Origin of the sequence: Streptomyces sp. NBC_01689 (assembly GCF_036250675.1) — a bacterium.
Classification (GTDB): Bacteria; Actinomycetota; Actinomycetes; order Streptomycetales; family Streptomycetaceae; genus Streptomyces.
The window spans coordinates 2,113,491-2,136,839 of record NZ_CP109592.1 but is presented as its reverse complement, the minus strand read 5'-3'; the positions used below and the strand labels follow the sequence as shown (position 1 = coordinate 2,136,839).

The 23,349-nt window shown below is 73.2% G+C and carries 21 protein-coding genes; 13 read left to right on the top strand and 8 right to left on the bottom strand.

What is annotated here, in order from left to right:
* The first annotated feature begins 2 nt into the window (after nt 1–2).
* A complete protein-coding gene (locus OG776_RS09105; protein WP_148014658.1) occupies nt 3–848 on the top strand; it encodes a GntR family transcriptional regulator in 846 nt (281 codons plus the stop codon).
* On the opposite strand, the gene OG776_RS09100 is transcribed toward OG776_RS09105, so the two are convergent.
* Nucleotides 808–1,290, bottom strand: a complete 483-nt coding sequence (locus tag OG776_RS09100) for a group III truncated hemoglobin (RefSeq protein ID WP_329319998.1) — start codon at nt 1,288–1,290, stop codon at nt 808–810. The two genes, OG776_RS09105 and OG776_RS09100, sit on opposite strands and share 41 nt — an antisense overlap.
* Nucleotides 1,291–1,780: 490 nt before the next feature.
* On the opposite strand from OG776_RS09100, the gene OG776_RS09095 reads away from it, so the two are divergent.
* Nucleotides 1,781–3,175 carry a dihydrolipoyl dehydrogenase family protein gene (locus tag OG776_RS09095; protein ID WP_329319996.1) on the top strand — a complete coding sequence of 465 codons (1,395 nt, stop codon included), beginning with the start codon at nt 1,781–1,783 and terminating at the stop codon, nt 3,173–3,175.
* On the opposite strand, the gene OG776_RS09090 is transcribed toward OG776_RS09095, so the two are convergent.
* Nucleotides 3,172–4,245 (bottom strand): dipeptidase, encoded by a 1,074-nt coding sequence (locus OG776_RS09090; RefSeq protein WP_148014660.1) that lies wholly within the window; start codon nt 4,243–4,245, stop codon nt 3,172–3,174. The two genes, OG776_RS09095 and OG776_RS09090, sit on opposite strands and share 4 nt — an antisense overlap.
* Entirely contained in the window at nt 4,242–5,567 is a 1,326-nt protein-coding gene (locus OG776_RS09085; RefSeq protein ID WP_148014661.1) for an amidohydrolase family protein, read from the bottom strand. The genes OG776_RS09090 and OG776_RS09085 overlap by 4 nt, the downstream gene beginning before the upstream one ends.
* Before the next feature lie 158 nt (nt 5,568–5,725).
* On the opposite strand from OG776_RS09085, the gene OG776_RS09080 reads away from it, so the two are divergent.
* Nucleotides 5,726–6,520 (top strand): IclR family transcriptional regulator, encoded by a 795-nt coding sequence (locus OG776_RS09080; protein WP_148014662.1) that lies wholly within the window; start codon nt 5,726–5,728, stop codon nt 6,518–6,520.
* The gene (locus tag OG776_RS09075) at nt 6,517–7,470 is read left to right on the top strand and encodes an ornithine cyclodeaminase family protein (protein ID WP_329319993.1); all 954 of its coding nucleotides are present in this window, start codon (nt 6,517–6,519) and stop codon (nt 7,468–7,470) included. The genes OG776_RS09080 and OG776_RS09075 overlap by 4 nt, the downstream gene beginning before the upstream one ends.
* Before the next feature lie 470 nt (nt 7,471–7,940).
* On the opposite strand, the gene OG776_RS09070 is transcribed toward OG776_RS09075, so the two are convergent.
* Entirely contained in the window at nt 7,941–8,540 is a 600-nt protein-coding gene (locus OG776_RS09070) for a TetR/AcrR family transcriptional regulator (RefSeq protein ID WP_329319991.1), read from the bottom strand.
* A 79-nt stretch (nt 8,541–8,619) separates the two neighbouring features.
* Between OG776_RS09070 and OG776_RS09065 the strand changes: the two genes are divergently transcribed.
* The 5 genes from OG776_RS09065 to OG776_RS09045 all read left to right on the top strand — a co-directional run bounded on the left by OG776_RS09065 (nt 8,620) and on the right by OG776_RS09045 (nt 14,433).
* Entirely contained in the window at nt 8,620–9,921 is a 1,302-nt protein-coding gene (locus OG776_RS09065; protein ID WP_148014620.1) for an MFS transporter, read from the top strand.
* 605 nt (nt 9,922–10,526) lie between these two features.
* Nucleotides 10,527–11,276, top strand: coding sequence for an NPP1 family protein (locus OG776_RS09060; RefSeq protein ID WP_261995076.1), 750 nt, complete (start codon nt 10,527–10,529; stop codon nt 11,274–11,276).
* Nucleotides 11,277–11,749: 473 nt separating this feature from the next.
* Nucleotides 11,750–12,541, top strand: a complete 792-nt coding sequence (locus OG776_RS09055) for an AAA family ATPase (RefSeq protein ID WP_329319989.1) — start codon at nt 11,750–11,752, stop codon at nt 12,539–12,541.
* A gap of 136 nt (nt 12,542–12,677) precedes the next feature.
* Complete coding sequence (locus OG776_RS09050) at nt 12,678–13,283, top strand: hypothetical protein (RefSeq protein ID WP_329319987.1); 606 nt, start codon at nt 12,678–12,680, stop codon at nt 13,281–13,283.
* Nucleotides 13,284–13,620: 337 nt separating this feature from the next.
* Nucleotides 13,621–14,433: a helix-turn-helix transcriptional regulator gene (locus tag OG776_RS09045; protein ID WP_329319985.1), complete on the top strand. Its 813-nt coding sequence runs from the start codon at nt 13,621–13,623 to the stop codon at nt 14,431–14,433.
* 578 nt (nt 14,434–15,011) lie between these two features.
* On the opposite strand, the gene OG776_RS09040 is transcribed toward OG776_RS09045, so the two are convergent.
* A complete protein-coding gene (locus OG776_RS09040) occupies nt 15,012–15,593 on the bottom strand; it encodes a TetR/AcrR family transcriptional regulator (RefSeq protein ID WP_148014694.1) in 582 nt (193 codons plus the stop codon).
* Between the two features lie 161 nt (nt 15,594–15,754).
* The gene (locus OG776_RS09035) at nt 15,755–16,201 is read right to left on the bottom strand and encodes a lipocalin-like domain-containing protein (protein ID WP_148014693.1); all 447 of its coding nucleotides are present in this window, start codon (nt 16,199–16,201) and stop codon (nt 15,755–15,757) included.
* Nucleotides 16,202–16,409: 208 nt separating this feature from the next.
* Here OG776_RS09035 and OG776_RS09030 point away from each other — a divergent pair, with 208 nt between their 5' ends.
* The 3 genes from OG776_RS09030 (at nt 16,410) to OG776_RS09020 (ending at nt 19,923) form a co-directional block, all read left to right on the top strand.
* Nucleotides 16,410–17,045, top strand: coding sequence for an isochorismatase family cysteine hydrolase (locus OG776_RS09030; protein ID WP_148014692.1), 636 nt, complete (start codon nt 16,410–16,412; stop codon nt 17,043–17,045).
* A gap of 1 nt (nt 17,046) precedes the next feature.
* Nucleotides 17,047–18,624 carry an aldehyde dehydrogenase (NADP(+)) gene (locus OG776_RS09025; RefSeq protein ID WP_148014691.1) on the top strand — a complete coding sequence of 526 codons (1,578 nt, stop codon included), beginning with the start codon at nt 17,047–17,049 and terminating at the stop codon, nt 18,622–18,624.
* Nucleotides 18,625–19,260: 636 nt separating this feature from the next.
* On the top strand, nt 19,261–19,923 hold the full coding sequence (locus tag OG776_RS09020) for a hypothetical protein (protein WP_148014880.1): 663 nt from the start codon (nt 19,261–19,263) through the stop codon (nt 19,921–19,923).
* A 95-nt stretch (nt 19,924–20,018) separates the two neighbouring features.
* On the opposite strand, the gene OG776_RS09015 is transcribed toward OG776_RS09020, so the two are convergent.
* A complete protein-coding gene (locus OG776_RS09015; protein WP_187286131.1) occupies nt 20,019–21,134 on the bottom strand; it encodes a PP2C family protein-serine/threonine phosphatase in 1,116 nt (371 codons plus the stop codon).
* 303 nt (nt 21,135–21,437) lie between these two features.
* Complete coding sequence (locus OG776_RS09010; RefSeq protein WP_261994698.1) at nt 21,438–22,661, bottom strand: MFS transporter; 1,224 nt, start codon at nt 22,659–22,661, stop codon at nt 21,438–21,440.
* Nucleotides 22,662–22,749: 88 nt separating this feature from the next.
* Here OG776_RS09010 and OG776_RS09005 point away from each other — a divergent pair, with 88 nt between their 5' ends.
* Nucleotides 22,750–23,322, top strand: a complete 573-nt coding sequence (locus tag OG776_RS09005; RefSeq protein WP_148011175.1) for a CGNR zinc finger domain-containing protein — start codon at nt 22,750–22,752, stop codon at nt 23,320–23,322.
* The last annotated feature ends 27 nt before the right edge of the window (nt 23,323–23,349 follow it).

The window sequence follows — 23,349 nt, the reverse complement described above, 5'->3', positions numbered from 1 at the left end:
GCATGGAGATCGATCCGGCCGCCTCCCGTGCGCTGCTCAAGCGCGAGAAGGTGCGCGACGCCATCCTCGAACTGATCGAGGAGCGCCGCCCGGGTGACGCGATTCCCTCCGAGCGCGTCCTGAGCGCCGAACTCGGCGTCTCCCGGCCCACGTTGCGGGCCGCTGTGGACCAACTCGTCGTGGCCGGACTCCTGGTGCGTGAACACGGCCGCGGCATGTTCGTGGCGGGCGCGAAGATCACTCAGGAACTGGTCCCGGACCGGCGGACCTTCAGCCTTCCCCAGGCCGCGGGCAACTGGACCAGCCGGCTCCTCGAGTTCAGCACCCAGCGGGCCGGCGCGCGGGTGGGCCGCAAGCTGCGCATCTCACCCGCGGCGGAGATCCGCTATGTGGCGCGCCTGCGGCTCGTCGACGGTTCTCCCATGGCCATCGAGTACCTCCACGTCCCCGCGGACCTGGCGCCGGACCTCACCCAGGACGAGCTGGAGAGCGGCGACCTCTACCAGCACCTGAAGGAACGCCACGGTGTGCAGGTCAGCGAGGCGGTGCAGGCGATCGAGCCCACGGTGGTGACGCGCGGCGAGGCGGACCTGCTGGACGTGCCGGAACTGTCCCCGGCCCTCCTCTTCGAACGGCTCACCTCGGACACCCGCGGCCGGCCGGTGGAGTACGTGCACTCGATCTACCGGGGCGACCGGTACCGCATCGTGTCCCGGCTGACGCTCGGTCCGCGGGCCGAACGGCCCACGCCGCCCGACGGCCACCATCCCGGTATCCCGCCGGGGGACTTCATGCCGGGCGAACCCGTCACGTTCTCCACTCGGGGTGTGGTGCAGAACGACCTGTGACGGACGGCGGCGCACCGTCCGCGGCGGGTCTCGTCCGGTGGAACGAGACCACCTCACCGGCCTCGCCGCCCTGGATCCTGCGCAGCAGCGATCCGCCGATCCGCTCGGCCTGGACCTTGGCCAGCTCGGCCTTCGGGCCGCTGAACAGGTCGTCCACGGTGTCCGTCCACAGGGCCAGCCAGCGCGCGAAGTGCGCGGCTTCGAGAGGGGCGAGCCGGTGCAGCCGTACATGGACCCGCAGGGCGTTGCGGCGGTAGAGGCCCGCCCGGAAGAGCACCGTCTCCCAGAAGTCGCACATCACCGGCAGGTGGGCGGCCAGGTCCATGCGGGCGATGTCGGTGAACACCGGCCCGATCAGCGGGTCCGCGAAAGCCCGCCGGTAGAACTCGGTGACCAGGCCGGACACGTCGGCGCGGTCCGCGAGGTCCTGTTCGGGCGCCATGGTCACAGCCTTTCCGGGGGTGCGGTGCCGAGCACGGTCCGAGTCTATCAAAACTGGAATGTGAGATGCATATTTTTGCCATCGCGCCTCCGGATCCGCGCCGCGCGTCCGTCCGGATCCGGGCCGGGCGTCCGTCCGTATCCGGGCCGGGCACCCGTCGGGCCCGGGTTCCCGCCGCTGCCCCTTCCCGGGGCGGTGTCTCCGACCGAGCGGTGGACGGCGCGCGTGCCTACCCTGGGGGAGGGGCCGTGGCGCGGACCGGAGGGGCGGCGCCGCGGAGACCGGGGCGCCCGGATCACACACGGTGCTTCTCCGTGGCGTTGCGCACGCGGTCCGTATCGGTCCCGGCGGCGGGTGCGCGCGCTCGGGACGCGGTCCGCACCGACGTGGACGCGTCGTCCGTGCCGGTCGGGGGCGTGCGGCCCGTGACGTCCGAGGGGGCGCGGGCGGACCGGGCGATGGCTCAGCGACCGAGGTGGGTGCGTCGATCATGAACCAGGTGGAAGAGGTCGTCGAGGACGTCGATCTCCTTGTCGTCGGTGGCGGCAAGGGAGGCAAGACCCTGGCGATGGATCTGGCGCGCTCGGGGCGCGACGTGGCCATGGTCGAGCGCGGAATGATCGGTGGCACCTGTATCAACGTGGCCTGCATCCCGACCAAGTCGCTGGTCACCAGCGCGCGTTTGCTCGACCGGCTCGCCCGGTCCGAGGAACTCGGTCTGGCCGGCGTGAAGGGCCGCGTGGACCTTGATCTGCTCCGCGCCCACAAGAGCGGCGTCGTCGAGGGAATGGTGGAGCTGAATTACCGTCAGTTCATCGACAGCGGGATGGACTTCGTGCTGGGAACCGCCCGGTTCGTGGCCGGACGCACGGTCGTCGTGGAACTGGCCGACGGCGACCGGCGCGTGCTGCGCGGCGCCGACGTGGTGATCGACACCGGTACGGTGCCTCAGATTCCGCCGGTCCCGGGGCTGGCCGCGGCCGATCCGCTCACCAGCGAGAGCATCCTGAGGCTGCCCCGCATCCCGGAACGGCTGGTGGTGCTCGGCGGCGGCTATGTGGGCCTGGAGTTCGCCCAGATGTTCACCAGCTTCGGGAGCGAGGTCACGGTCGTGGACCGGGCCCCGGGCCTGCTGCCGGGGGAGGACCCGGACATCGCCGAGGCGCTGGTGGCGATCCTGCGCGAGGACGGCGTGGCGCTGCGCACCGGCGCCGTGGTCGAGTCGGCCGGGCGCCGGGGACAGGACGTCGTCGTCCGGCTGGCGGGCGGCGAGGAGGTGTCCGGCAGCGACGTGCTCCTCGCCGTCGGACGGGAACCGGTCACGGCCGGACTGGACCTGGACCGCGCGGGCGTGGCCGTGGACGCGCGCGGCTTCGTCGACGTCGACGACCGCCTCGCCACCACGGCCCCGCACACCTGGGCGGTGGGGGACGTGGCGGGGAGCCCGCAGTTCACCCACGCCTCCCTCGACGACTACCGCGTCGTCAAGGAGAACCTCGCGGGCGGCGACCGGCGCACCACCGGGCGACTGGTGCCGTGGACCCTCTTCACCGATCCCGAACTCGCCCGGGTGGGCCTGACCGAACGGCAGGCCCGGGAGGCCGGACACGACATCCGCGTGGCCCGCATGCCGGTGGCGGCCGTTCCGCGCGCCCGCACCCTGCGGGAGACCCGCGGCGTGTGGAAGGCGGTCGTCGAACGCGGGTCGGGGCACATCCTGGGCGCGGCCCTGCTGGGGCCGGAATCCTCCGAGGTGGTGGCCACCGTCCAGACGGCCATGCTCGCGGGCCTGCCCCACCAGGCGCTCAGGGACATGATCCTCACCCACCCCACCATGGCGGAGGGCCTGAACCTCCTGTTCACGAAGTGGACGGACACGACCTAGGGAGCGGGCGTCCACACGCGCTCGGCGTAGTCGAGGAAGTTCGTGCCGAGGATCTTCTCGACGCGCCGTGACCCGTACCCGCGGGCCTCCAGCAGACGGATCAGCTCGCGGAACTGGTCCACGCCCCGCAGATCGACGACGAAGGGCAGGGTGTCGTCGCGCTCGCCCGCCGCGCTGACACCGGCCTCGCGGCGCAGGGCCACATGTTCGGCGAGGTGGGCACGGTAGGTGTCGAGGTCGTCGATCGAGGTGACCGGGCCGTCGGTGCCGATGCCGACGTGGTCCTCGCCGCACACGTTCACGGCGTGCACGATGTGGTCGACGACGTCCTCGGCGCGGGCGTGGCCGGACAGCGAGAGGAAGGGCATGAAGTAGATGCCCACGAACCCGCCGCGGTCGGCGACCAGACGCAGTTCCTCGTCGGTCTTGTTGCGGGGCAGGTCGGCGAGGGCACGGCACCCCGTGTGGTTGATGGAGACGGGCTGCCGCGAGTACGCGGCGGCGTCCAGGCAGGTGCGCTCCCCGCTGTGGGAGAGGTCGACCATGAGGTGACGCTCGTTCAGCGCGTCGACGACGCGGTGGCCGAAGTCGCTCAGACCGCGGTTCTCCGGCGCCATCGAACCGTCGCCGATGTGGTTGGCCTGGTTGTACGTGAGCTGCACGACCCGCACCCCCAGGTCGGCGAAGGTCGCGATCCGCCCGGTGTCCTCGCCCACGGCCACGGCGTTCTGGAAGCCGTAGACGATGCCGATCCGGCCCTCGGCGCGGGCGCGGCGGATGTCGTCGGCGGTGAGCACCTTGACGAGGTCGGCGGAGTGGTCGCGGACGAGCGCGTCCCACACGGCGATCTCGTGGAGGGTGTGTTCGTACGGGGGCAGATCGCCCATCGTGTAGCCGAGGGTGATGTTGACCGCGGTCAGGCCCGAGGCGTGCGCGTCGGCCAAGGTCCTGCTGTCGATGGTGAGTTGCTCGCTGGACTGATTCAACTGGGCTGCGGCGTCCGCGGAGGCCGGGGCGTTCGGGTTGTCCAGCTGCCCGAGCGCGTTGATGATCATAGGGGTGTCGGTCATCGGGATCCCTCGGGGTCGGTGCGGTCGAACTCGGCGCGCTCGAAGCGGCGTCCGCGCTTGACGGTGAGCGCGACGGTCCGCAGATTTCCGATGTCCTGGAGCGGATTCTCGTCCAGGACGGCGAAGTTGGCCAGCTTGCCGGCCTCGACGCTGCCCATGACGTCCTCGGCGCCCGCGGCCCGGGCGCCCACCAGCGTCGCGGAGCGGAGCACCTGGTCGGCCGGGATGCCGCAGCGACGGACGAGGAAGTCGAGTTCCTCGTAGAGGGCGGGGAACGGGTCCCCGGGGTCGGTCTCGTAGTCCGTCCCGGTCGAGATCGCGACGCCCGCCCGATGGGCCTGGGCGGTGAGGACCGCGGCGAGTTCCGCGTTGGCCCGCGCGCGGGCGGCGGACTCGGGCGTCTCACCGGACAGGAGATCGGTCAGCCACATTCCGGCGGTCGCGTCCAGGACCGTACCGCGCTCCTTCATCCGCGCGAAGAGCGCGGCCAGTCGCGGCTCGTCCCCCGAGGCGAACCTGGCGTGGTCGACGGCCGGTTTGTCGTGGTAGCTGATCAGCCGGTCCTCGGCCGCCTCGAAGGGGAGCAGGGTGACATGCGAGAGGCTGTCGGCGCCGGCCGCGACGAGATCGCCCGGCGTCGCGGGGAAGACCGTGGCGTGCGCCCACACGTGGATGCCCTGGCGGTGCGCCTCGGCGGTGATGGCCGCGACGGTGTCACGGTCCAGGTCCGCGTAGATCTTGACGGCGGTCGCGTGGGTGCCGCGCGCCGTCGCCACGGCCAGCGGAAGGTCCGTGTCGGCGGTGATCGCCTGCATCCACGGCACCTCACCGGGCGTCGCGCCCCGGGTGACCTGATGGGTGCGCGGGTCGTCGAAGAAGCCCGGCCCCGCCATCAGGGCGGCGTACCGGATGTCCGGGCCGGGGATCTCGCCGACCAGGGTGGCCCGGGCCAGATCGCCCACTTGGCGCAGGTCGTCGGCCATGTCGCGGACGGCCGTGACGCCGCCGAAGGCGAGCCGGCGCAGCACCGCCTCGGCGGCGGGCCGGTCGGGCGGGGTGGCGAGGTGCTGGTGGGAGTCGATCAGCCCCGGGACGACGAAACGTCCGTCGAGATCGAAGACCTCGGCGCCGGCGGGCAGCACGGCGCCGATCGCGCGGTCGTCGCCGACGGCACGGACGACCGGCCCGTCGAGGACGATCGTCGTCGAGGGCCGGAGGGGGCCGCCGGTGCCGTCGAACAGGGTGGCGCCGCGGTAGACCGCGACCGTGCCCGGCGCCGCCGGGGCGTACGGGGTCGGCGCGCCCGCGTTGTCGTCCGCCATCTTCACCTCTCCGCAGGACTGTTACGCTCAGCGCAACAGTCGTATCGTCACTGGAAACATTCGGCACTGTACCCCCGCTCTGCCCCGCTTCCACAAGGACCCCCGGGGCGCCGCGACCCGATGCCGCACCGCGACCGGACGCCCCAAGGAGTGCTCCCATGCCCGAATCCCCCCGCACGGCGGTGGACAAGGCGCTGGACCTGGTCGAGGCCGTGGCCCGCTCGCCCCGGGCGCCGCGCCTCACCGACCTGGCCGAGGCCGTGGACCTGCACCGGGCGACCGCGTACCGGATCCTGCTCGACCTCGTCCGGCGGGGCTGGGTGCTGCGCGCCGGCGACCGCTACCTCCCGGGCACGGCGGTCCTGCAGCTGTCCTCCGCCGCGGCCCGGCACTCCCTCGTCGCACTGGCCCGGCCGGTCCTGGTCGGCCTGTCGGAGACCACGGAGATGATGGTCAACCTCCAGGTCCTGGAGGAGGACCGCTCCCGGGTGATCGACGTCGTACGGCCAGAACGCCTCGGCATGATCACGCGCCTGCTCGGCGAGGCACTGCCCGTCCACCGGTTCGCCGGTCCCCTGGCCCTGGTCGCCGCCCTCGAACCGGAGGCGCGTGCGCCCTATCTCCGTCCGGCCGAGGAGGCGGGGCGCTCTCTCGACGGCCCCGAAGGACTGCTGGCGGAGATCGCGCACACCCGGCGGTCGGGATTCGCCGTCGAGCACGGCCGCAACGAGAAGCCCGTCGCCTCGCTGAGCCGCGCGGTGGTCGTGGACCGCGGAACCCCCCTCTGCGCCCTCACCGTGGTGGGCCTCGACGCGGAGATCGACGCGGCGCGGCTCCTGCGCCTGAAGGAGCGACTGCGCGAGGCCACCGAGGAGTTGGGGCGGCTGCTGTCCTCGACCGGGACCGCGACCGCGACGACGGAGGTACCGGCGTGGACGGAGGTGCCGGCATGACCGGGGTCCTCGTCCTCGACCGGTCCCAGACCCGCGCCGCACTCGACCCGCGGCGCGTGGTGGAGGCGGTCGCGACCGCGCTCGTCGCCATCGGACGCGGGCAGGTGTCGGCGCCGCCCAGGATCGCCGCGCGCACCGCGACCGGACTGCTGGGCGCCATGCCCGGACACGTTCCGGGGCTCGGGCTCGCGGCCAAGCTCGTCTCCGTGTTCGACGATCCCCGGAGTCCCGGCCGCAGCGCGCACCGCGGCATGGTGGCCCTCTTCGACGCCGACGACGGCCGGCCCCTCGCCCTCATGGACGCCGAGTCCCTGACCGGCATCCGGACGGCCGCCGCGGCCACGCTCAGCGCCCGCGCCCTGGCCGCCGCGGAACCGGCCGGCCCGGTGACCGTGATCGGCACGGGTGCCCAGGCCCGGGCGCAGGTCGCCCTGCTCGCGGCGCTCGATCCCACCGCGCCGGTCGTCGTGGCCGGGCGCGACCCGCGGCGCGCCCGGCTCACCGCCGACCTGCACCCCGAGGGACGGACGGCCGCGGGGATCGAGACCGCCGTCCGCGCGGCGGGTGTCGTCTTCTGCTGCACCGGTGCCGCCCGGCCCGTGGTGCACCGCGACTGGCTCGCGGCCGGCACCCACATCAGCTCGGTCGGCGGTTCGCACGGTCCCGAACTGGACACCGCCACCCTGCGGGACGCGGCGCTCTTCGCCGAGTGGGCGGGCGCGGCCACGGCCGCGCCCCCGGCCGGAGCCCACGAGCTGCAGGGTCTGCCCGCCGGGCGCACGGTCACCCTGCTGGGTCAGGTTCTCGCGGGGGAGCGTCCCGGACGGCGGAGCGCGGACGAACTGACCGTGTTCAAGTCCACCGGGCACGCGGCCCTGGACGTGGCCGCCGCCCATGTCGTCCACGCCGTCGCCTCGGCCGCCGGGTGGGGGACGAGGGTCGACCTCTGACGCACCCGGAAGCGGGTCACCGGCCGGCGCGGAGCCGTGGGCCTCCGGCGTCCACGGATCACTGGGCACTGGGTCACTGGGTTACCGGGCCAAGGATCACCGGGCCCCGTATCGCGGGGCACCGGATCACCGAGCTCCCTGAGCACCGGCTCGCGGGGATCCGGATGCGTCCTGCCGAGGCCGGCCGGCCCTCGGTCGCACGAGCGCGGGCACGGGCACGAGCGGGCGGCGCGGGCACCAGCGCATGCGGGTGTGGGGGCCACCGCGCGGGGGTGCAGGTCCCGCCGGGCGGGGGCACCAGCGCATGCGGGTGCGGGTGCGGCAGGGCGGGGATGCGGGTCCGGCCGGGGTGCGGGCACGGAGGCCCCGCACCGGTACGTCTACGGAGGCCCACCGGTACGGCCACGGGTGAGGGGGCTCGTCGCCCGGAGCCGCGGTCCGGCCCTCTCCGTGGCCCGGTCCGGCCGTCGTCAGTCGGTCACCGCGGCACCGCCCCGCCCGGAGGCCTCGCAGCGGACCGTCGTGAGCAGGGTCCCGACCAGACCCCGGGCCCACTCCCCGGACGCGGGCTCCCCGCTGAAGATCGCGCGGTAGTACAGCGGGCCGAGCAGTGTGTCCACGGCCTTGCCCACGCTCGGCACCTCGCCGCCGCGGGCCTGCTCCCGCTCGATGATCGCGCTGAGCTGCGCGTGCCGGTCGGCCGTGCAGGCGCACCCGCCGTCCGGGCCCGAGCCGATGGTGGCGCGCATCAGCGCGAGGACGTCCGGGTCGGCGAGGTCGGTGGCCACGTCACCCACCCACCGCTCCAGGTCGCCCGCGAGGGAACCGCTGTCCGGGACCACCACGTCGCCGCTGAACCGGCTCGTGGCGACATCGTTCAGCAGCTGTGCCACCGAGCCCCAGCGCCGGTACACGGTGGTCGCGTGCACACCGGCGCGCGCCGCGATGACGGGAATGGTCAGTGCCTCGACGGGCTCTTCGGTGACCAGTTCCTCCACCGCGCGGTGGACAGCCGCCCGCACCTTCGCGGAACGGCCGCCGGGACGGGCTTGGGCAGTTGCTTCGGTCATACGGAAATTATCGCACTCATCGCTGCGTTAGGGCTACGGTAGTTAACGCAACGATCACTGCATTCTGAGAGGGCGCAGCATGTCCGACGCACCCACGCGCTACAAGAACACCCCGGCCACCCCCGTCCTGGCCGAGCCGCCGGGCGACCCTGCGCGACGCGGGCTGAGCCGTCCCGTGGCCTTCGCCTCCATCGCGGCCGTCTTCATCCTGTTCATGGCCGCGTCGAGCGCGCCGTCCCCGCTCTACGTCATCTACCAGCACGAATGGAGCTTCTCGGCCACCACGCTCACCACCGTGTTCGCGGTCTACGTGGTCGGCATGATCGCCGCGCTCCTCGTCCTCGGGGCGCTGTCCGACCACATCGGCCGCCGGCCCGTGCTCGCCGCGGCCGTCGTCCTCGAAGCCGTGGCGATGGTCCTCTTCATCGTGGCGGGCGACGTCTCGATACTTCTGACCGCCCGCTTCGTGCAGGGCATCGCCACCGGCGCGGCCATGACGACGCTCGGTGCCACGCTCGTCGACCTCAACCCGCCCCACGCGCCGCACCGCGCCGGTGTCATCACCGGGGCGGCCCCGACGTTCGGGCTCGGCCTGGGCGCGCTGGGCTGTGGCGTCCTCGCGGAGTACGGGCCGCACCCGACCCGGCTGGTCTACGTGCTGCTGCTCGCCGGAGTGGTCCTCGCCGGTCTGCTCGTCGCCCTGCTGCCCGAGACGGCACAGCGCCGGCCCGGTGCCGCGCGGTCGCTGCGGCCCCGCCTGGGTGTCGCTCCGCGTCTGCGCGCCGACCTGATCGCCCTCGTGCCGATCCTGGTGGCGAGCTGGGCCCTCGGCGGGCTGTACCTCTCGCTCGGCCCGTCCGTCGCCGCCAACCTGTTCGGTCTCTCCAGCCATGTCATCGGCGGTCTGGTGGTCACCCTGCTCTGCGGACCCGCCTCGGTCACCGTCTTCGCGCTGCGTGGCTGGCCCACCGAGCGCACCCTCGCCCTCGCGGCCGCTCTGCTGCTCGCCGGGACGGCGGTGGGCCTCGCCGGAGTCCAGGAGCACTCGCTCACGATGGCCGCCCTCGGTACCGCCATCGCCGGCGTGGGCTTCGGCGGGTCGGCCCTGGCCGGCTTCGGAACGCTGGCCCGGATCGCCGAACCGGCCGAGCGCGGCGAGCTGTTCGCGGTCGCGTTCGTCATCTCCTACCTGGCCTTCAGCATCCCCGCCGTGGTCGCCGGGTTCGCCGCCTCGAACGTGGGCCTGCACGAGACCTCGGTCGTCTACAGCTCGGCCGTCATCGCCTTCAGCGCCCTCGCCCTCGCGGCCCAGTGGCTGCGCACCGCCCGCGCCAGGAACGCCGACCGCCGCGCCGGGATCGCCGGCGTCGAGGACTGGTGACGGCGGGCCCGCACCGGATCGCGGCTTCCGTGGGCCGGTGCGGGGCCGTATACCTTTCCCCGGATGGGCAGGACCCGCCCAATTCCTGGAACGCCCCGATATGGTGATGTGCCGGATGACCGCTCCCCGGGTGAAATCGGCGTCCCTGTGGCCGATTTCGGAGAATCGCGGGCCGCCGCGCCTTCTCCGCCGACAGGTTTCCTCCGCCCGGATACGCGTGGATACGTCCTCGCGTGTCCGGGCGGCGGCGTCCCTCCGGCCGGTCCGTCGCCCGGCCTCGTGAACTCACGTCCGGCAGAGGGGAGTTGGGTTCTCCGGCGTATGCGGCAGGTTTCCCCCGACGGCCCCGTGGAAAAGGACCTGCCGTAAAGACGCCGTTTCCGAATGCTCTTGAAAACTTGGCCTGTACATTACAGATTACTCGTCTGCGGTCCATGGGGATCACCTCTTATTGGGGGCAGGAGTGATCTTGCTGTGAGGCGACACCGCAGCGAACGGTTACCGAGTCCGAGTTCTTCGAGAGGGCGGAAATGAGAAACCTGTCATCATCCGGAGTGCGTCAGCCGGCTCCCGGACGCCTGAAGCGGAAGGCGTCCTGGCTCGGGATGCTCTTCGGCGCCACCGTCCTGACCGTCGCGCTCCCCTCGGCGGTGGCCCAGGCGGACAACCTGCCGAACCTGCCGCAGAACGCCGGGGGTTACGAGTCGTCCTTCTCGCCCGCGTACGACTACGACGGCGACGGCTGCTACCCCGTCGCCGCCATCGCCCCCGACGGGACGCTCAATCCCGGCCTGAACACCACGGGCGCCGTCAACGGCAACTGCCGTGACCAGTCCGACCTCGACCGGACGCAGACCTACGCCCGCTCGAAGTGCAACAACGGCTGGTGTGCCGTCGTGTACGCCAGCTACTTCGAGAAGGACCAGGCGGTGGCCGGCAGCGGCCTCGGCGGACACCGTCACGACTTCGAGCACGTCATCTCCTGGATCAACCAGGCGTCCAACCAGGTGGAGTACGTCTCGACCACGCAGCACTCCAGCCAGAAGACGTACGCGCGTTCGGAGGTGCGGTTCGACGGCACGCACCCCAAGATCGTCTACCACAAGGACGGCCTGGGCACGCACTTCTTCCGCCTCGCCAACAACAACGACGAGCCGCCGGAGAACCACTACCACAACTGGCGTTACCCTCCGCTCGTGGACTGGAACGGCTGGCCGAGCGTCGAGCTGCGCGACCGGCTGATGAACGCGGACTTCGGGTCGGCCACCATCAAGACCACGGACAAGGACGACCGCTTCCGCAATCTCCTGAACGCCTCCAAGCCCGCCGGGATCCCGTTCGACCCGTGGAACTGACCCAGGGGCCGAAGCGCCGGCCGGGTGCCCGGCGCGGCGGTCGGGCGGCGGTCGCGCGCTGACGGCCTGAGCGGTCTCCGGCCGCCGGGCGCGGCTGCCGCCACGGCCGCTCGCGCTTCCATCGGACGCCGTGGAGTACGACCCGAACCCGGGCCGGACTCCACGGCGTCCTGCCGTCCGGGCGGGGCGGCCCGGATTCCGGATGGGGACAGGCTCAAACCATGTGAACACCGGAGCCACAGAAGGCGGTTGGCGAGAACTTCGCACGAAGGGCCGGAGCGCCGGTTGGCGACCGGCGCTACCCCTTCCTAGGCTGACGGGGCGTCGGACACCTCGGACGCCAGCGGACGCCTCGGACAGGTCGCACGCGCCGTGCGCCGTGCCGAGCGGGTGCGTGGCGTCGGCAGCGAGTGCTGCCGGTGCTCTCGTCGGGGTGCCCGCGTGTCTTGTCCTGCCGGGGAGGGGGAGCCGGGATGCGGGATGGGGTGGGCCGATGGCCGTTGGTGGGTCGTGGTCCGGAACTCGACGCCTTCGCGGCCGCGTTGTCGGATCCGGCGCGCCGCGGGTTCGTGGTGGGCGGTCCGGCCGGGGTGGGCAGGTCGCGGCTCGCGGAGGAGTGCCTGGACCGGGCCGCGGCGGCGGGATTCCGGACGGGGCGGGCCACGGCGAGCGCCGCGGCGGGCGCGGTGCCGCTCGGCGCGATTGCGCATCTGCTGCCCGCCGGGGTCGACCTCTCCGACCCGGTGGCCGGGTTCGCCGCCGTGGTGAAGGCACTGGCGGCCGGTCCGGGACAGCGGCGACGGGTGCTGCTGGTCGACGACCTGCATCTGCTGGACGCGGCTTCGGCGGTGCTGTTGCGGCAGTTGATGGACGCCGCCGCGATCCTGCTGATCGGCACCGTCCGCACCGGTGAACCGCACGGCAAGGCGGTCACCGCGCTGCGCGGCGGTGACGAGGTCTCCAGGGTCGATCTGACCGTGCTGCCCCCGGAGCGGACGGAATCCCTGCTGCACACCGTGCTGGGCGGCCCGGTCGACCGGCGCACGGTGCACGAACTCGCCCTCGCCGGCGGCGGCAACGTGCTCTACCTGCGCGAACTGGTCCTCGGGGCGCTGGCCGCCCGGGACCTGACCGAGGACGGGGAGATCTGGCACCTGCGCGAGGGACGGCTGCCGGGCACCGCGCGGCTGACCGAGGTGATCGATGCCCGGCTGGCCGCCGCGGCCACCGCCGGACACCCCGTCCTGGAACTCCTCGCGCTGTGAGAGCCGTTGGCGCCGGCCGATGCCGAGGCCCTCGCTCCGCCGGGGGTGCTGGCGGCTCTGGAGCGGGCGGGACTGGTCCGCGTCGTCCAGGACCGGCGGCGCGTCGGAGTGACACTGGCCCCCCCTGTTAGGCGAGGTGCTGCGGGCCGGTCTGCCGGTCCTGCGCCGCCGGACGCTGCTGCTGGACCAGGCCGCCCGCGTCGAGGCCCGCGGCGCCCGCCGCCGCGGCGATCTGCTGCGCGTCGCCACCTGGCGGCTGGCCGCCACCGGAACGGCCGACCCCGCTCTCCTCGTCCAGGCCGCGGCCCTGGCCCGTCATGCCCACGACTATCAGCAGACCGTCGCCCTGCTGACGGCGCTGCCGGAGAAGCACCACACCACCGCCACCGGCCTGATGCTCGGCAACGCCTTGTTCGAGATGGCCCGCTTCGACGAGGCCGAGGAGGCGCTCGCGCAGGCCGGGGCCCGTGCCGTCGACGCACGGGAGAGACTGGCGGTCACCCTCGTCCGGACGACGAATCTGCTGTGGAGCAACGCCCCGCTCGGTGAGGCACTCGCGGTCAACGACACCGCCCTGGCCGGGATCACGGGTCCGGCCGAACGCCGCAAGCTGGAGATCAACGAGGGGTTCATGCGGATCGCGGCGGGCGAGCCGGTCCGGGGCTGGCCCTGCTGGAGGACCTGGAGACCGATGTCGGCGACGCCGCCGACGTCGACGTCTGGCTGCGCGGCGCCTGGATGAAGCCCTTCGGCCTGGCGCTGGTGGGCCGCACCGGCGAGGCCGCCGTCTGGGCGGAGCGGGCCCACGCGGGTCATCGGCGGGTCGACGAACACGCCCTGGTGTCCCATCCCGCCGTGCAGCGCATCCCGCTCGTCCTCACCCTTTGCGAGGCCGGCCGCCCGGCCGAGGCCCTGCGGGAGGGGGAGCGCGCCTACGCCGAACTGGTGGCCGCCGATTCCGTGGTGCGGGTCTGGCTGGCCGTGTTCCTGGCCGCGTCGAGTGGCTGGCCGGGCATCCCGTCACCGCCCGCGGCTGGTGGGCCGAGGCCGCCGTGCCGGCCCGCGGGATCGACCACGTCATGGCCCTGCGTCCGGTACTGGGCGGCCTCGCCGCCTGTGCCGCCGTACTGGGGGACCTGGACGCGGCCGAGACCGCGCTCGCCGAGTACCGGGGCCTGCCGGCGCTGGCACCGGGCCTGTTGTCCGCGGGCGAGGAACGACTGGGCGACGCATGGCTGCTGGCCGCCCGCGGGCACCTCGGGGAGGCCCGGTCCCTGCTGACCGCCGCCGCCGACCTCGCCCGTACCACCGGCCATGTCACCGGAGAGGCGCTGCTGCTGACCGGCGTCGCCCGTCTCGGCGGAGCCAGGGACGTGGCGGACCGGCTGGCCGGACTCGCCCACGAGTGCGACGGGGCGCTCGCCCGGGCCCGGGCCCGGCTGGCGGCGGCGCTCGCCGAGGACGAACCGGGCCCGCTCGGTCAGGCCGCGGATGCGTGCCAGGCCGTCGGCGCGGACCTGCTGGCCGCCGAGGCGGCCACGGCGGCCGCGGCCGCCTGGCGCCGGGCACACGCTTCCCGCCGCGCCGCGGCGGTCACCCACCGGGCGGGCGCGGCGCCGGCCCGCTGCGAGGGCGCACGCACACCGCTGCTGGCCACCGCCCGCGCCGCCGAGCCGCTCACCGCCCGGGAGCACGAGATCGCCCTGCTCGCCTCGGCGGGCAACGCCAGCAAGGACATCGCGGGCATCCTGGCCCTGTCCGTGCGCACCGTCGACAACCATCTCCAGCGCGCGTACGCCAAACTCGGCGTCACCACCCGGCGCGAACTGGCCCGGACACTGCGTGCGGTGCCCGCGGGCGAGTCCCCGCACCCCCCGCGCCGTCGGACGTGAAACCCGACCACCACGGGCGGAACGGTCACGCGCCGCCGGGGTCACGCCGGGCCCGCCGGTCGCACGGGAGGCCTCCGGTACGTCATCTCGGCGTGCCCGCGGAGTCCATGGCGACCACGGCGTTCCCACCGCCCCGTCGCATCCACCACACCACTCACCACGTCCCACCGTGTCGCCGGACGGGGGACGCCTGCCCCGCACGGGAGACCCTCGGCCGGAAGCGTCACCGTGCGCCGCCCCCGACCCCGCCCGCTGATCGAGCCTGAACGGGGTGGACGACATCCGAGGGCGAGGGACGAGGGGCGAAGGACGAAGCGCGAGCGAGGCGACGACGGGCTCGGACGCCGCGTGGGCGAAGGCGCGGCGAGGCGAGCGGAGGCGCGGGGCGTCGCGAAGGTGTGGGCGTGACGTCGTGAGATCGGGGTGAGAGCGAGGGACGCCGCCCGGCACGGACGTGAGCCGGCCGCCCGGCCCGTGTCGCGGCAGCGTGCCGACGGGGGCGGCGCCCCCTCCGTGGGCGCACCCGGCGCCGCCGAGGGGCGCGCCGAGCCGGATCTCCGGCCTCCGTACGCGGGCGGTCAGGACTCCACGGGTGTGCCCTTGAGCCGCGCGGCGACCGTCCGCAGCAGCTGGTCGGAGAGCTCCGGGTCGGCGACCGCCCTCGACATCAGCAGCGCGCCGACCATCGCGCTCAGCGTGAGCATGGCGTCCGCCTGCGCCTCGTCCGAGTCGTCGCCGTCCGCCGTCCCGCTGATCAGCTCCAGATAGCTCCGTACCTGCTTCTCGTACGCCTCCTTCATCTCGGCCTCGCCGCGGCCCGCCGCGGCGCCGAGCGTCACGACGGCGCAGCCCGTGCCCGGAGCGTCACGGTGGCGCGCGCTGAGATAGGAGTCGATCAGCCCGGTGCGGGGCTCCTCGCTGTTGCGGCGGGCGGCCCGCGCCATCTTGCTCTCCCCGTCGACCAGGGCGAGGGCGGCGGCCTGGCGCATCAGGTCGTCCCGCGAGGAGAAGTGCTTGTAGAACCCGCCATGGGTCAGGCCGGCCTCGCTCATAAGCTCCGCGACGCCGGGGCGGGTCAGTCCCTCCTCACGGATACGGCGGGCGGTGATCCGCAGGACCCGGTCGCGCGACTCCGCCTTGGCTGCCTGGGAGTGACCCATGACAAGACCTCCCGCTCTACGGCGACACGCTGCGCCGGCCACATGTGGATGACGGACATCATATCCCCTGTCCGGAACGGGCCCCCCGGGCGGCGGGACGGATGTGACCCACGTGACGGACAAGACGGGCGCGGAGGGGTGGAGAGGGGGGCGCGTCCACGTCAGACGCGTTCCCAGACGAGGACGCCCGTGCGGAGGGTGCCCCAGATCAGGGCGGGTTCGCGCAGGGACAGCCGGAGTGTGCCGCCGTCCCGGGCGGCGACCCTGGTCAGGGCGGTGCCCACCCAGTTGGGGAACAGGCTGACCTCCACGTGGTGGACCACGAGGTCGTCCTCGGGAACCTCGTAGGTCCCGCCGTAGGCCAGGTAGCCGACGGCCGCCGCGGCCAGTTCCTCGGGCAGTCCCTCCTCCAGGCGTCCCCGACGGAAACGGGGGCGCAGCGGCCGCATGATCTGGGCCGACATGTGACCGCTCGGCGTGTACGTGATGAGGCCCTGGGGCCGCGGGCCGAAGGGCTCGACGACCTCGCCGTCGTCGACGGCGGTGGCCCGGTACGACACCAGGCGCCAGGCGCCGACGAGGTTCTCGCGCAGTTCATCGGGGTTCATGGGGTTCCTTCCGGGGGCGGAGCCCTCCGTGCGGTCCCGGCAGGGGAGGTCGCGAGGGTCCGGTGTGGCGAAATGTGGATGATGTCCATCATACAGAAAGGGCTGTGCGGGGTACCTCGCCTTGACATTCTGGATGACGCTTACCATCCTGAATGAGGATGAGGTTAGTCATCCAGAAGAGATCGGGAACCACCGAGAAGGACGCATCATGACGGACATCTACGACCCCACCCGCACCGCGGTCCTGCTGGTCGACCCGTACAACGACTTCCTGTCGGAGGGCGGCAAGATCTGGCCCGCCGTCCGGGAGGTGGCCACCGGCGTCGGCCTGCTGGACAACCTGCGCGCCGTCGTCGCCGCCGGCCGCCGCGCCGAGCTGCGGACCGTCTTCGTCCCCCACCGCCGCTGGCAGGAGGGCGACTACGAGGACTGGGACCACCCCAACCCGACCCAGCGACTGGTGCAGGAACGCCACAGCTTCGCGCGGGGCACCTGGGGCGGCGAGTTCCACCAGGATCTCCAGCCCGCCGACGGCGACGTGATCGTGCAGGAGCACTGGGCGCAGAGCGGTTTCGCCAACACCGACCTGGACTTCCGGCTCAAGCAGCACGGCATCACCCACGTGATCGTCATCGGCCTGCTGGCCAACACGTGCATCGAGTCCACCAGCCGCTACGCGATGGAACTGGGCTACCACGTGACCCTCGTCCGCGACGCCACCGCCGCGTTCCGGCCCGAGATGATGCACGCCGCCCACGAACTCAACGGACCCACCTACGCCCACGCCCTCACCACCACCGCTGAACTCCTGCGCACGCTGGAGCCGAAGAACGGAGAGCACTGAGATGACCCTGACCGGACACCTGCTGATCGGTTCGTCGGACGTCGCCGCGACGGAAGGCACGATGAGGGCGCTCGACCCCGCGACGGGGGAGCACATCGCACCGGAGTTCGCGTTCGGCGGCCCGGCCGAGGTCGACCGCGCCGCACGCCTGGCAGACGAGGCCTTCGACAGCTTCAACCGCACCGGGCCGAAGGAACGCGGCGCGTTCCTCGACCTCGTCGCGGACCGGCTGGACGAGGTCGAGGAGGAACTGGCCGAACGAGCCGCCCTGGAGACCGGCCTGCCCGTGGCGCAGCTCCGGGGCGAGGCGGCCAAGGCGGCCTCCCAGTTCCGGCAGTTCGCCGACGTGGTCCGCGCGGGCCGCTTCCGTGACGCCGCCGTCGACCCGGCGCAGCCCGAGCGGCAGCCGCGGCCGCGGATGGACCACCGCCTGCAGAAGATCGCCATCGGGCCGGTCGCCGTCTTCGGCGCGAGCAACTTCCCCATCTCGTACTCCGTCGCCGGCGGCGACACCGCCTCCGCGCTGGCCGCGGGCGCCCCGGTCGTCCTGAAGGCCCACAACGCCCACCCGGGCGCCTCCGAACTCCAGGCGCGCGCCATCCGCGGCGCGGTCGCCGACTCGGGACTGCACGAGGGCGTGTTCTCCATGGTGCGGGGCGCGGGCAACGGGATCGGCGAGGCGCTGGTGGACCACCCGCTGATCAAGGCGGTGACCTTCACCGGCTCCGAGGGTGGTGGCATGGCGCTCTACCGGCGGGCCCAGTTGCGCCCGGACCCGATCCCGGTCTTCGCCGAGATGACCAGCGTCAACCCCACCTTCGTGCTGCCCGCGGCGCTCGCGGCGCGCGGTGCCGAGACCGGTGACGGATTCGCCGAGCGCATGCTCGTCAACGTCGGCCAGGCCTGCCTGAAGCCCGCCCTCCTGCTCGCCGTGGACGGTCCGGGCTACGCGGAAATGCGTGAGGCGGCCGTGGCGCGGGTGAGCGCCATGGGCGCGCGCACCATGCTGACCCCGGGCATCCACGACGCCTACGACCGGGGCACGCGGCGACTGCGCGCGTCCGGTGCCGAGATCCTCGTCGAGGGTCCGGAGGAACAGGGTCCCTGGGAGGGCCGCGCGCGACTGCTGGAGGTCGACGGGGAGCGGTTCCTGGCCGACCCCGGTCTGGCCGAGGAGGTCTTCGGACCGGCGGCGCTCCTGGTCCGCCTGACCGGCATGGCCCAGCTCCTCGAAGTGGCACGGACGTTCCGGGGTCAGCTGTCGGCGACGATGCACCTCGACGAGGCCGACCACGGTGACGCGGCACGGCTGCTCCCGATCCTGGAGCGGCGCACGGGACGGATCGTGGTGAACGCCTTCGCCCACCCGCAGGAGGTCGGCCACGCGACCATCCACGGCGGCCCGTTCCCGGCCACCACCGACAGCCGTTTCACCTCGGTCGGGATGACGTCCATCGACCGGTTCCTGCGGCCCGTCACCTACCAGGGGTTCCCCGACGCGCTGCTGCCGGACGCACTCGCCGACGGCAACCCGCTGGGACTGTGGCGTCTGGTCGACGGCCGCCTCACCCAGGACTGACGCCGCCTCACCCAGGATTGGCGGCCGGCTCACGCAGGTGTGACGTGCCAACTCGCCGTGCCGGTCGCTCCCCGTTCGGCGCTCTCTGAGCAACCGGCCCTGTTCCAGGGCCGGTTGACGGCGGTGTTCGCTGCACCCGGACCCGTCCCGTACGCACGGCCCGTCCCGGCCGTACCGCCCCGCCCCGCCCCGCCCCGCCTCGCCGGCCCGGTGGGGCCGGTCCATGTCCGGGGGCGGGGGCGCCACCGCTCGGGGCGCACCGGTGCACCGGCGCCCCGTGGTGCTTACGGCGACGGCGCCTCCCGGCGGGCCGCAACTCCCCTTCGTACCGCGTGGCGCGGCCGCCCTCGTCGCGGATTCCGTCCCGGAGGCACCGTTCCGCGGGCGGGTCCGTGTCGGGACGGGGTCCCGATCTCCCGGCCGGCTGCGGGCTTTCCCACAGCTCATGGGCCCTGTGCCGGTATGTCCGGCGTGCTCCGGACCACGTTCGGGGCGCGCCGGACCGCGGCGCGTACGCCAATCGGATTCCCGACTTCGGATCTTCCGCGTGTCGAATACGACGGATAAAGGGATTATCGGTAATTTCGACCACAGATCGGCTGCTTGGCCGACGTCTCAGAGATAGGGAAGAGTGACATGACCACGCGCAACATTGCCGTGACTGCCGCCGTTGCGGCCGCTACGGCCCTCGTCGCCACGGGCGTCACCTACGCCTCGGCCACTGCAGCCCCTTCGGCTACGCCCACCGTCAACCAGATCGCCCCGTCGGGCGGCGACAACGGGCAGTCGAAGGGCAAGGAAGGGAACATCCAGTCGAAGGGCAACGAAGGAGGAGGAGGCGGCGGCGACCGTGGTGGCCGTCGTCACTACGAGGGCCGGATCGACTTCAACGAGCGTTCGTACTCGGCTCGCTCGTGGGGCTGCATCACCGTGGTGAGCGGTCTCGGCTCCAAGAGCTTCAACGTCCGTAACGACAGCCACAAGACCGTCGAGGTCTTCCGTGGCGCGACCTGCGACAACGGTTCGCCGATCGCCACGGTCGGTCCCTGGAGCACCAGCAACGGTGTCGTGCCCTTCCGCGTCCACGGTGGCGTGAAGGTCCGCGACGGCGTCGTCGGCAGCTTCCGTGTCGTCGAGGACCACCACGGTGGTTACGGCGGCGGCTACGGCGGCGGTGGCCGTGGCGGCTTCGGTGGCGGTGGCCGTGGTGGCGACGGTGGCTACGGCGGTGGCTACGGCGGCGGCGACGACGATGGCGGCTACGGTGGCGGCTTCGGCGGCGACGACGACCGCGACTGAGTCCTGACGGACGACGTCCGCACCGCATGGAGAACCCGGCCCGCTGCAATCGGGCCGGGTTCTCCGGCATGTCCGCCGGGACACCGGTGACCGCCTCACGCCGGACCCGGGATCGTGGCGGCGGGGGCGTCGAGCACGGCCAGGCAGGCGATGTCGTCGTCGAGGTTGCCGTCGCTGTGCCGTACCAGGTCCTGGTGAAGGTTCTGGAGAAGCGCCGAGGGGGAGGCGGCCGTGGTGTGCGCGGTCCATGCGGCGAGGGGGAAGAAGGCGCCGTCCGCGTCACGGGTCTCGGTGACCCCGTCGGTGTAGAGCAGGAGCAGGTCGCCGCGGGTGAAGGGGATCCGTTCGACGTGGTACTCGGAGCCGATGAGTCCGGCGAGATTGACCGGCGGTGAGGGGCTCGCGGGTTCGACGGCGCGGGTGGCGCCGTCGCGGACGAGCAGCGGCGGCGGGTGCCCGCAGCTGAGAACAGAGACGTGGGTGCCGTCCGGGGGGAACTCGACGATGACGGCGGTGGCGAAGCGCTCCGAGGTGTCCTCGGCGGGGAAGGCGTGGTCGTACCGGGTGAACGTGGTGTCCAGGCAGTGTGCCAGCCGCGGCAGGTCGGCGGCTTCGTAGGCGGCCTCGTGGAAGCAGCCGAGGATGGCGGCCGCGGCGCCCACCGCGCGCAGGCCCTTGCCGCGCACGTCTCCGAGGATGAGCCGCAGGCCGTGGGGGGTGTCCGCGGCGGCGTAGAAGTCTCCTCCGATACGGGCCTGGGGTGCCGCGGCGAGATAGAGGGTCGCGATCTCCAGGTTCCTGACCCGGTCGGGAACCGGCCGGAGCAGGACCTCCTGGGTGGCGTCGGCCACCGCGCGGACCTGCGCCAGGGTGTGTTCGCGCTGCAGCCGCAGATGGCTGGCGTAGACGGCGGCCAGCGTGACGGCGCCGATCGCGCCCGCCGTGTACAGGGTCGTCATGTCGGAGAGGACCAGGGCGTACCCGATGACGGGAAGCAGGCAGATCAGGCCCAGCGCGAGGGTCGCCCGGACCGACCAGACCGACGCGGCCAGCGCGGGCGCCGCCGGAAGCAGCCGGCTGAAGGGGACGTCATGCGGGGTGAGGACGGTCAGGAAACCGATCACCGCGGTCAGCGCGAGGGGGGACAGCAGCACGGGATCGCGACGTCTCACGTCGAGCCATACCGCTTGATATCTGCTCAGATCACCCATGGCTGGATGGTAGGCGATGGTTGATCGTCTTCCGGGGGAGCCCTTCGACACCTTCTCGCCTCACGTGTCCGCGCGCGGACCGGCGGCCCGCGGCGGCGTGGTGCGGCGGCGAGGCGGCGGGGGGAGTGGCCGCGAAGCGGCAGGGGAGCGGCAGGGGAGCGGCAGGGGAGCGGCAGGGGAGCGGCGGCGGGTGGCAGGGGGCGCCGCCGTCCGCCCGCGCGCTTCCCCGGCCGGGCTCGGCCGGATGGAGAACACCGCCGGCGGCCCACCGGGTCGGCGGACGAGGAGGGCGGCCGCCCCGGGTCAGTGGGCGGTTCCGTCCGGGAACCCGACAGCCGGGGAACGTGGTTCACGGTGGGCGCGAGGGAGACCGGTGGCCCGGAGAAGGGCGGGTTGCAGGGCCGCGAGCACCAGACACGCGAGTGCCGTCGCGCTCCACAGGCCCACCGTCCCCGCGTGTTCCAGCAGTTGGGTTCCCGTCAGGGGGGCCGCGACCCCCGCGATGCCCCAACTGGTCCCGTAGACCGCCAGATAGCGGCCCGTTCCGCCGGGTGGCGCGAGGCTCGCCACCACCGACTGGGCCCGGCCGACGAGGAGCAGGTCACCCGCGCTCCACACCACCGTCGAGGCCACGTGGACGGCCAGGCCGTCGGCGGCCGCGTAGCCGGCCAGGCCCACGGCCAGGAGCAGGTGACCGGCCACGAAGGCGACCGGCGCGGAGAGGGTGCGCAGCCGCCTCCACCGCATCAGCGGCTGCCCCGCGGCGACGGTGAGCGCGGAGACGGTGAACAGCAGACCGGCGTCGGCGGGGCGCAACCCCTCGTGGTCCAGGGCGAGCGGGAGCGTGATCATGATCTGGAGATAGACCACGGCGAACAGCGTCCCGGCCGCGAGCATGCGGAGCAGCGCCCGATCACGCCACGGGGAGGCGGAGGGGGTCCGGGCCGCGGCCGCCGACGCGACCCGGCCGTCCGCGGGGAGGAGCAGGCGCACGGTGAGGGCGCAGAGCAGGCAGGTGAGGGCGTCGACGGCGAACAGCCACCGCAGGTCCCAGCGGCCCACGGCGGCCGCCAGCAGCCCCGCGCCCATGCCTGCCGCGGCCAGTGCCGCGTTCAGCAGACCGTACGCGCGGACCTGCTCGTCCGGAGCAACGACATCGGCGATCACCGCCTGGCTCGGTGGTTCGTAGATCTCGAAGACGAGGCCCAGCAGCACGGCCCAGCAGACCGCCGTCACCAGGCCGCCGGCCGTGGCGAGCCCCGACTGCGCCACCGCGCAGCCGGTCAGGCCCAGCACGATCGTGCGGCGCCGGCCGATCCGGTCGGCCAGCCGGCCGCCCACCAGCCGGGAGGGGATGGTGGCGACACCGAAGGCGGCGCTCACGCCCCCCGCGACGGTGGCACTCGCCCCGAACCTCGTGGTGATGAGCACGGTGAGAAAGGACAGGGAGAACGCTCCCAGCCGGTTCACGGCCCGCGCCACGACCAACAGCCGTACCGCGCGCGGCAACCGCGTCCCTCCCCGCATCCGATCCCACCCCACCGTAGTGACCGACGAACCGGCTATCGTCGGTGATTCCTGGACGCTAGAAGGGAAAGGAGTGACCAGTCAAGTGATGTTCGATGGTCACGTGGCGACGCTGCTCGAGGTGGCCGTCTCGCTGGTGAACGGTCTCACCGACGGCGACCGGCGGGGCCGTCCCTTCACCGCCCCGCGCGGTGACCTGCTCCCCGGGGCCGTGCACGACGCGCTGCCGCCCGCCGCCGACCGCGCCGCGGTCGAGCCGCGCCACGCGCTCCACCTCGCGGAAACGGCCCGTCGGATGCGGGCCGTGTTCGACGCCGTCGACTGCGACCGCACCGACCGGGCGGCGGAGCTCGTCAACGGCCTCCTGCGCGACAGCGGGGCGCGCCCCCAGCTCGACCGCGTCGACGGCGAACCCTGGCAGGTCCACTTCCACGGCGCCGACGACAGCCTCTCCGTGGGGTGGAGCGCGGGATGCGCCACCGCCCTCGCCCTGGCCGTCGGGAGCGACCTCGCCGGCCGTCTCGGCGTCTGCGCGGCACCACGGTGCGACCGGGTGTACGTCGACAACTCCCGTAACGCCGCTCGTCATTTCTGCTCGGACGCGTGCCGCGGACGGGTGAAGGCGGCGGCCTTCCGCTCCCGAAGGTCGGTCCAGGACTGACCGTCTGACGTGCGGTCAGTCGCTCGG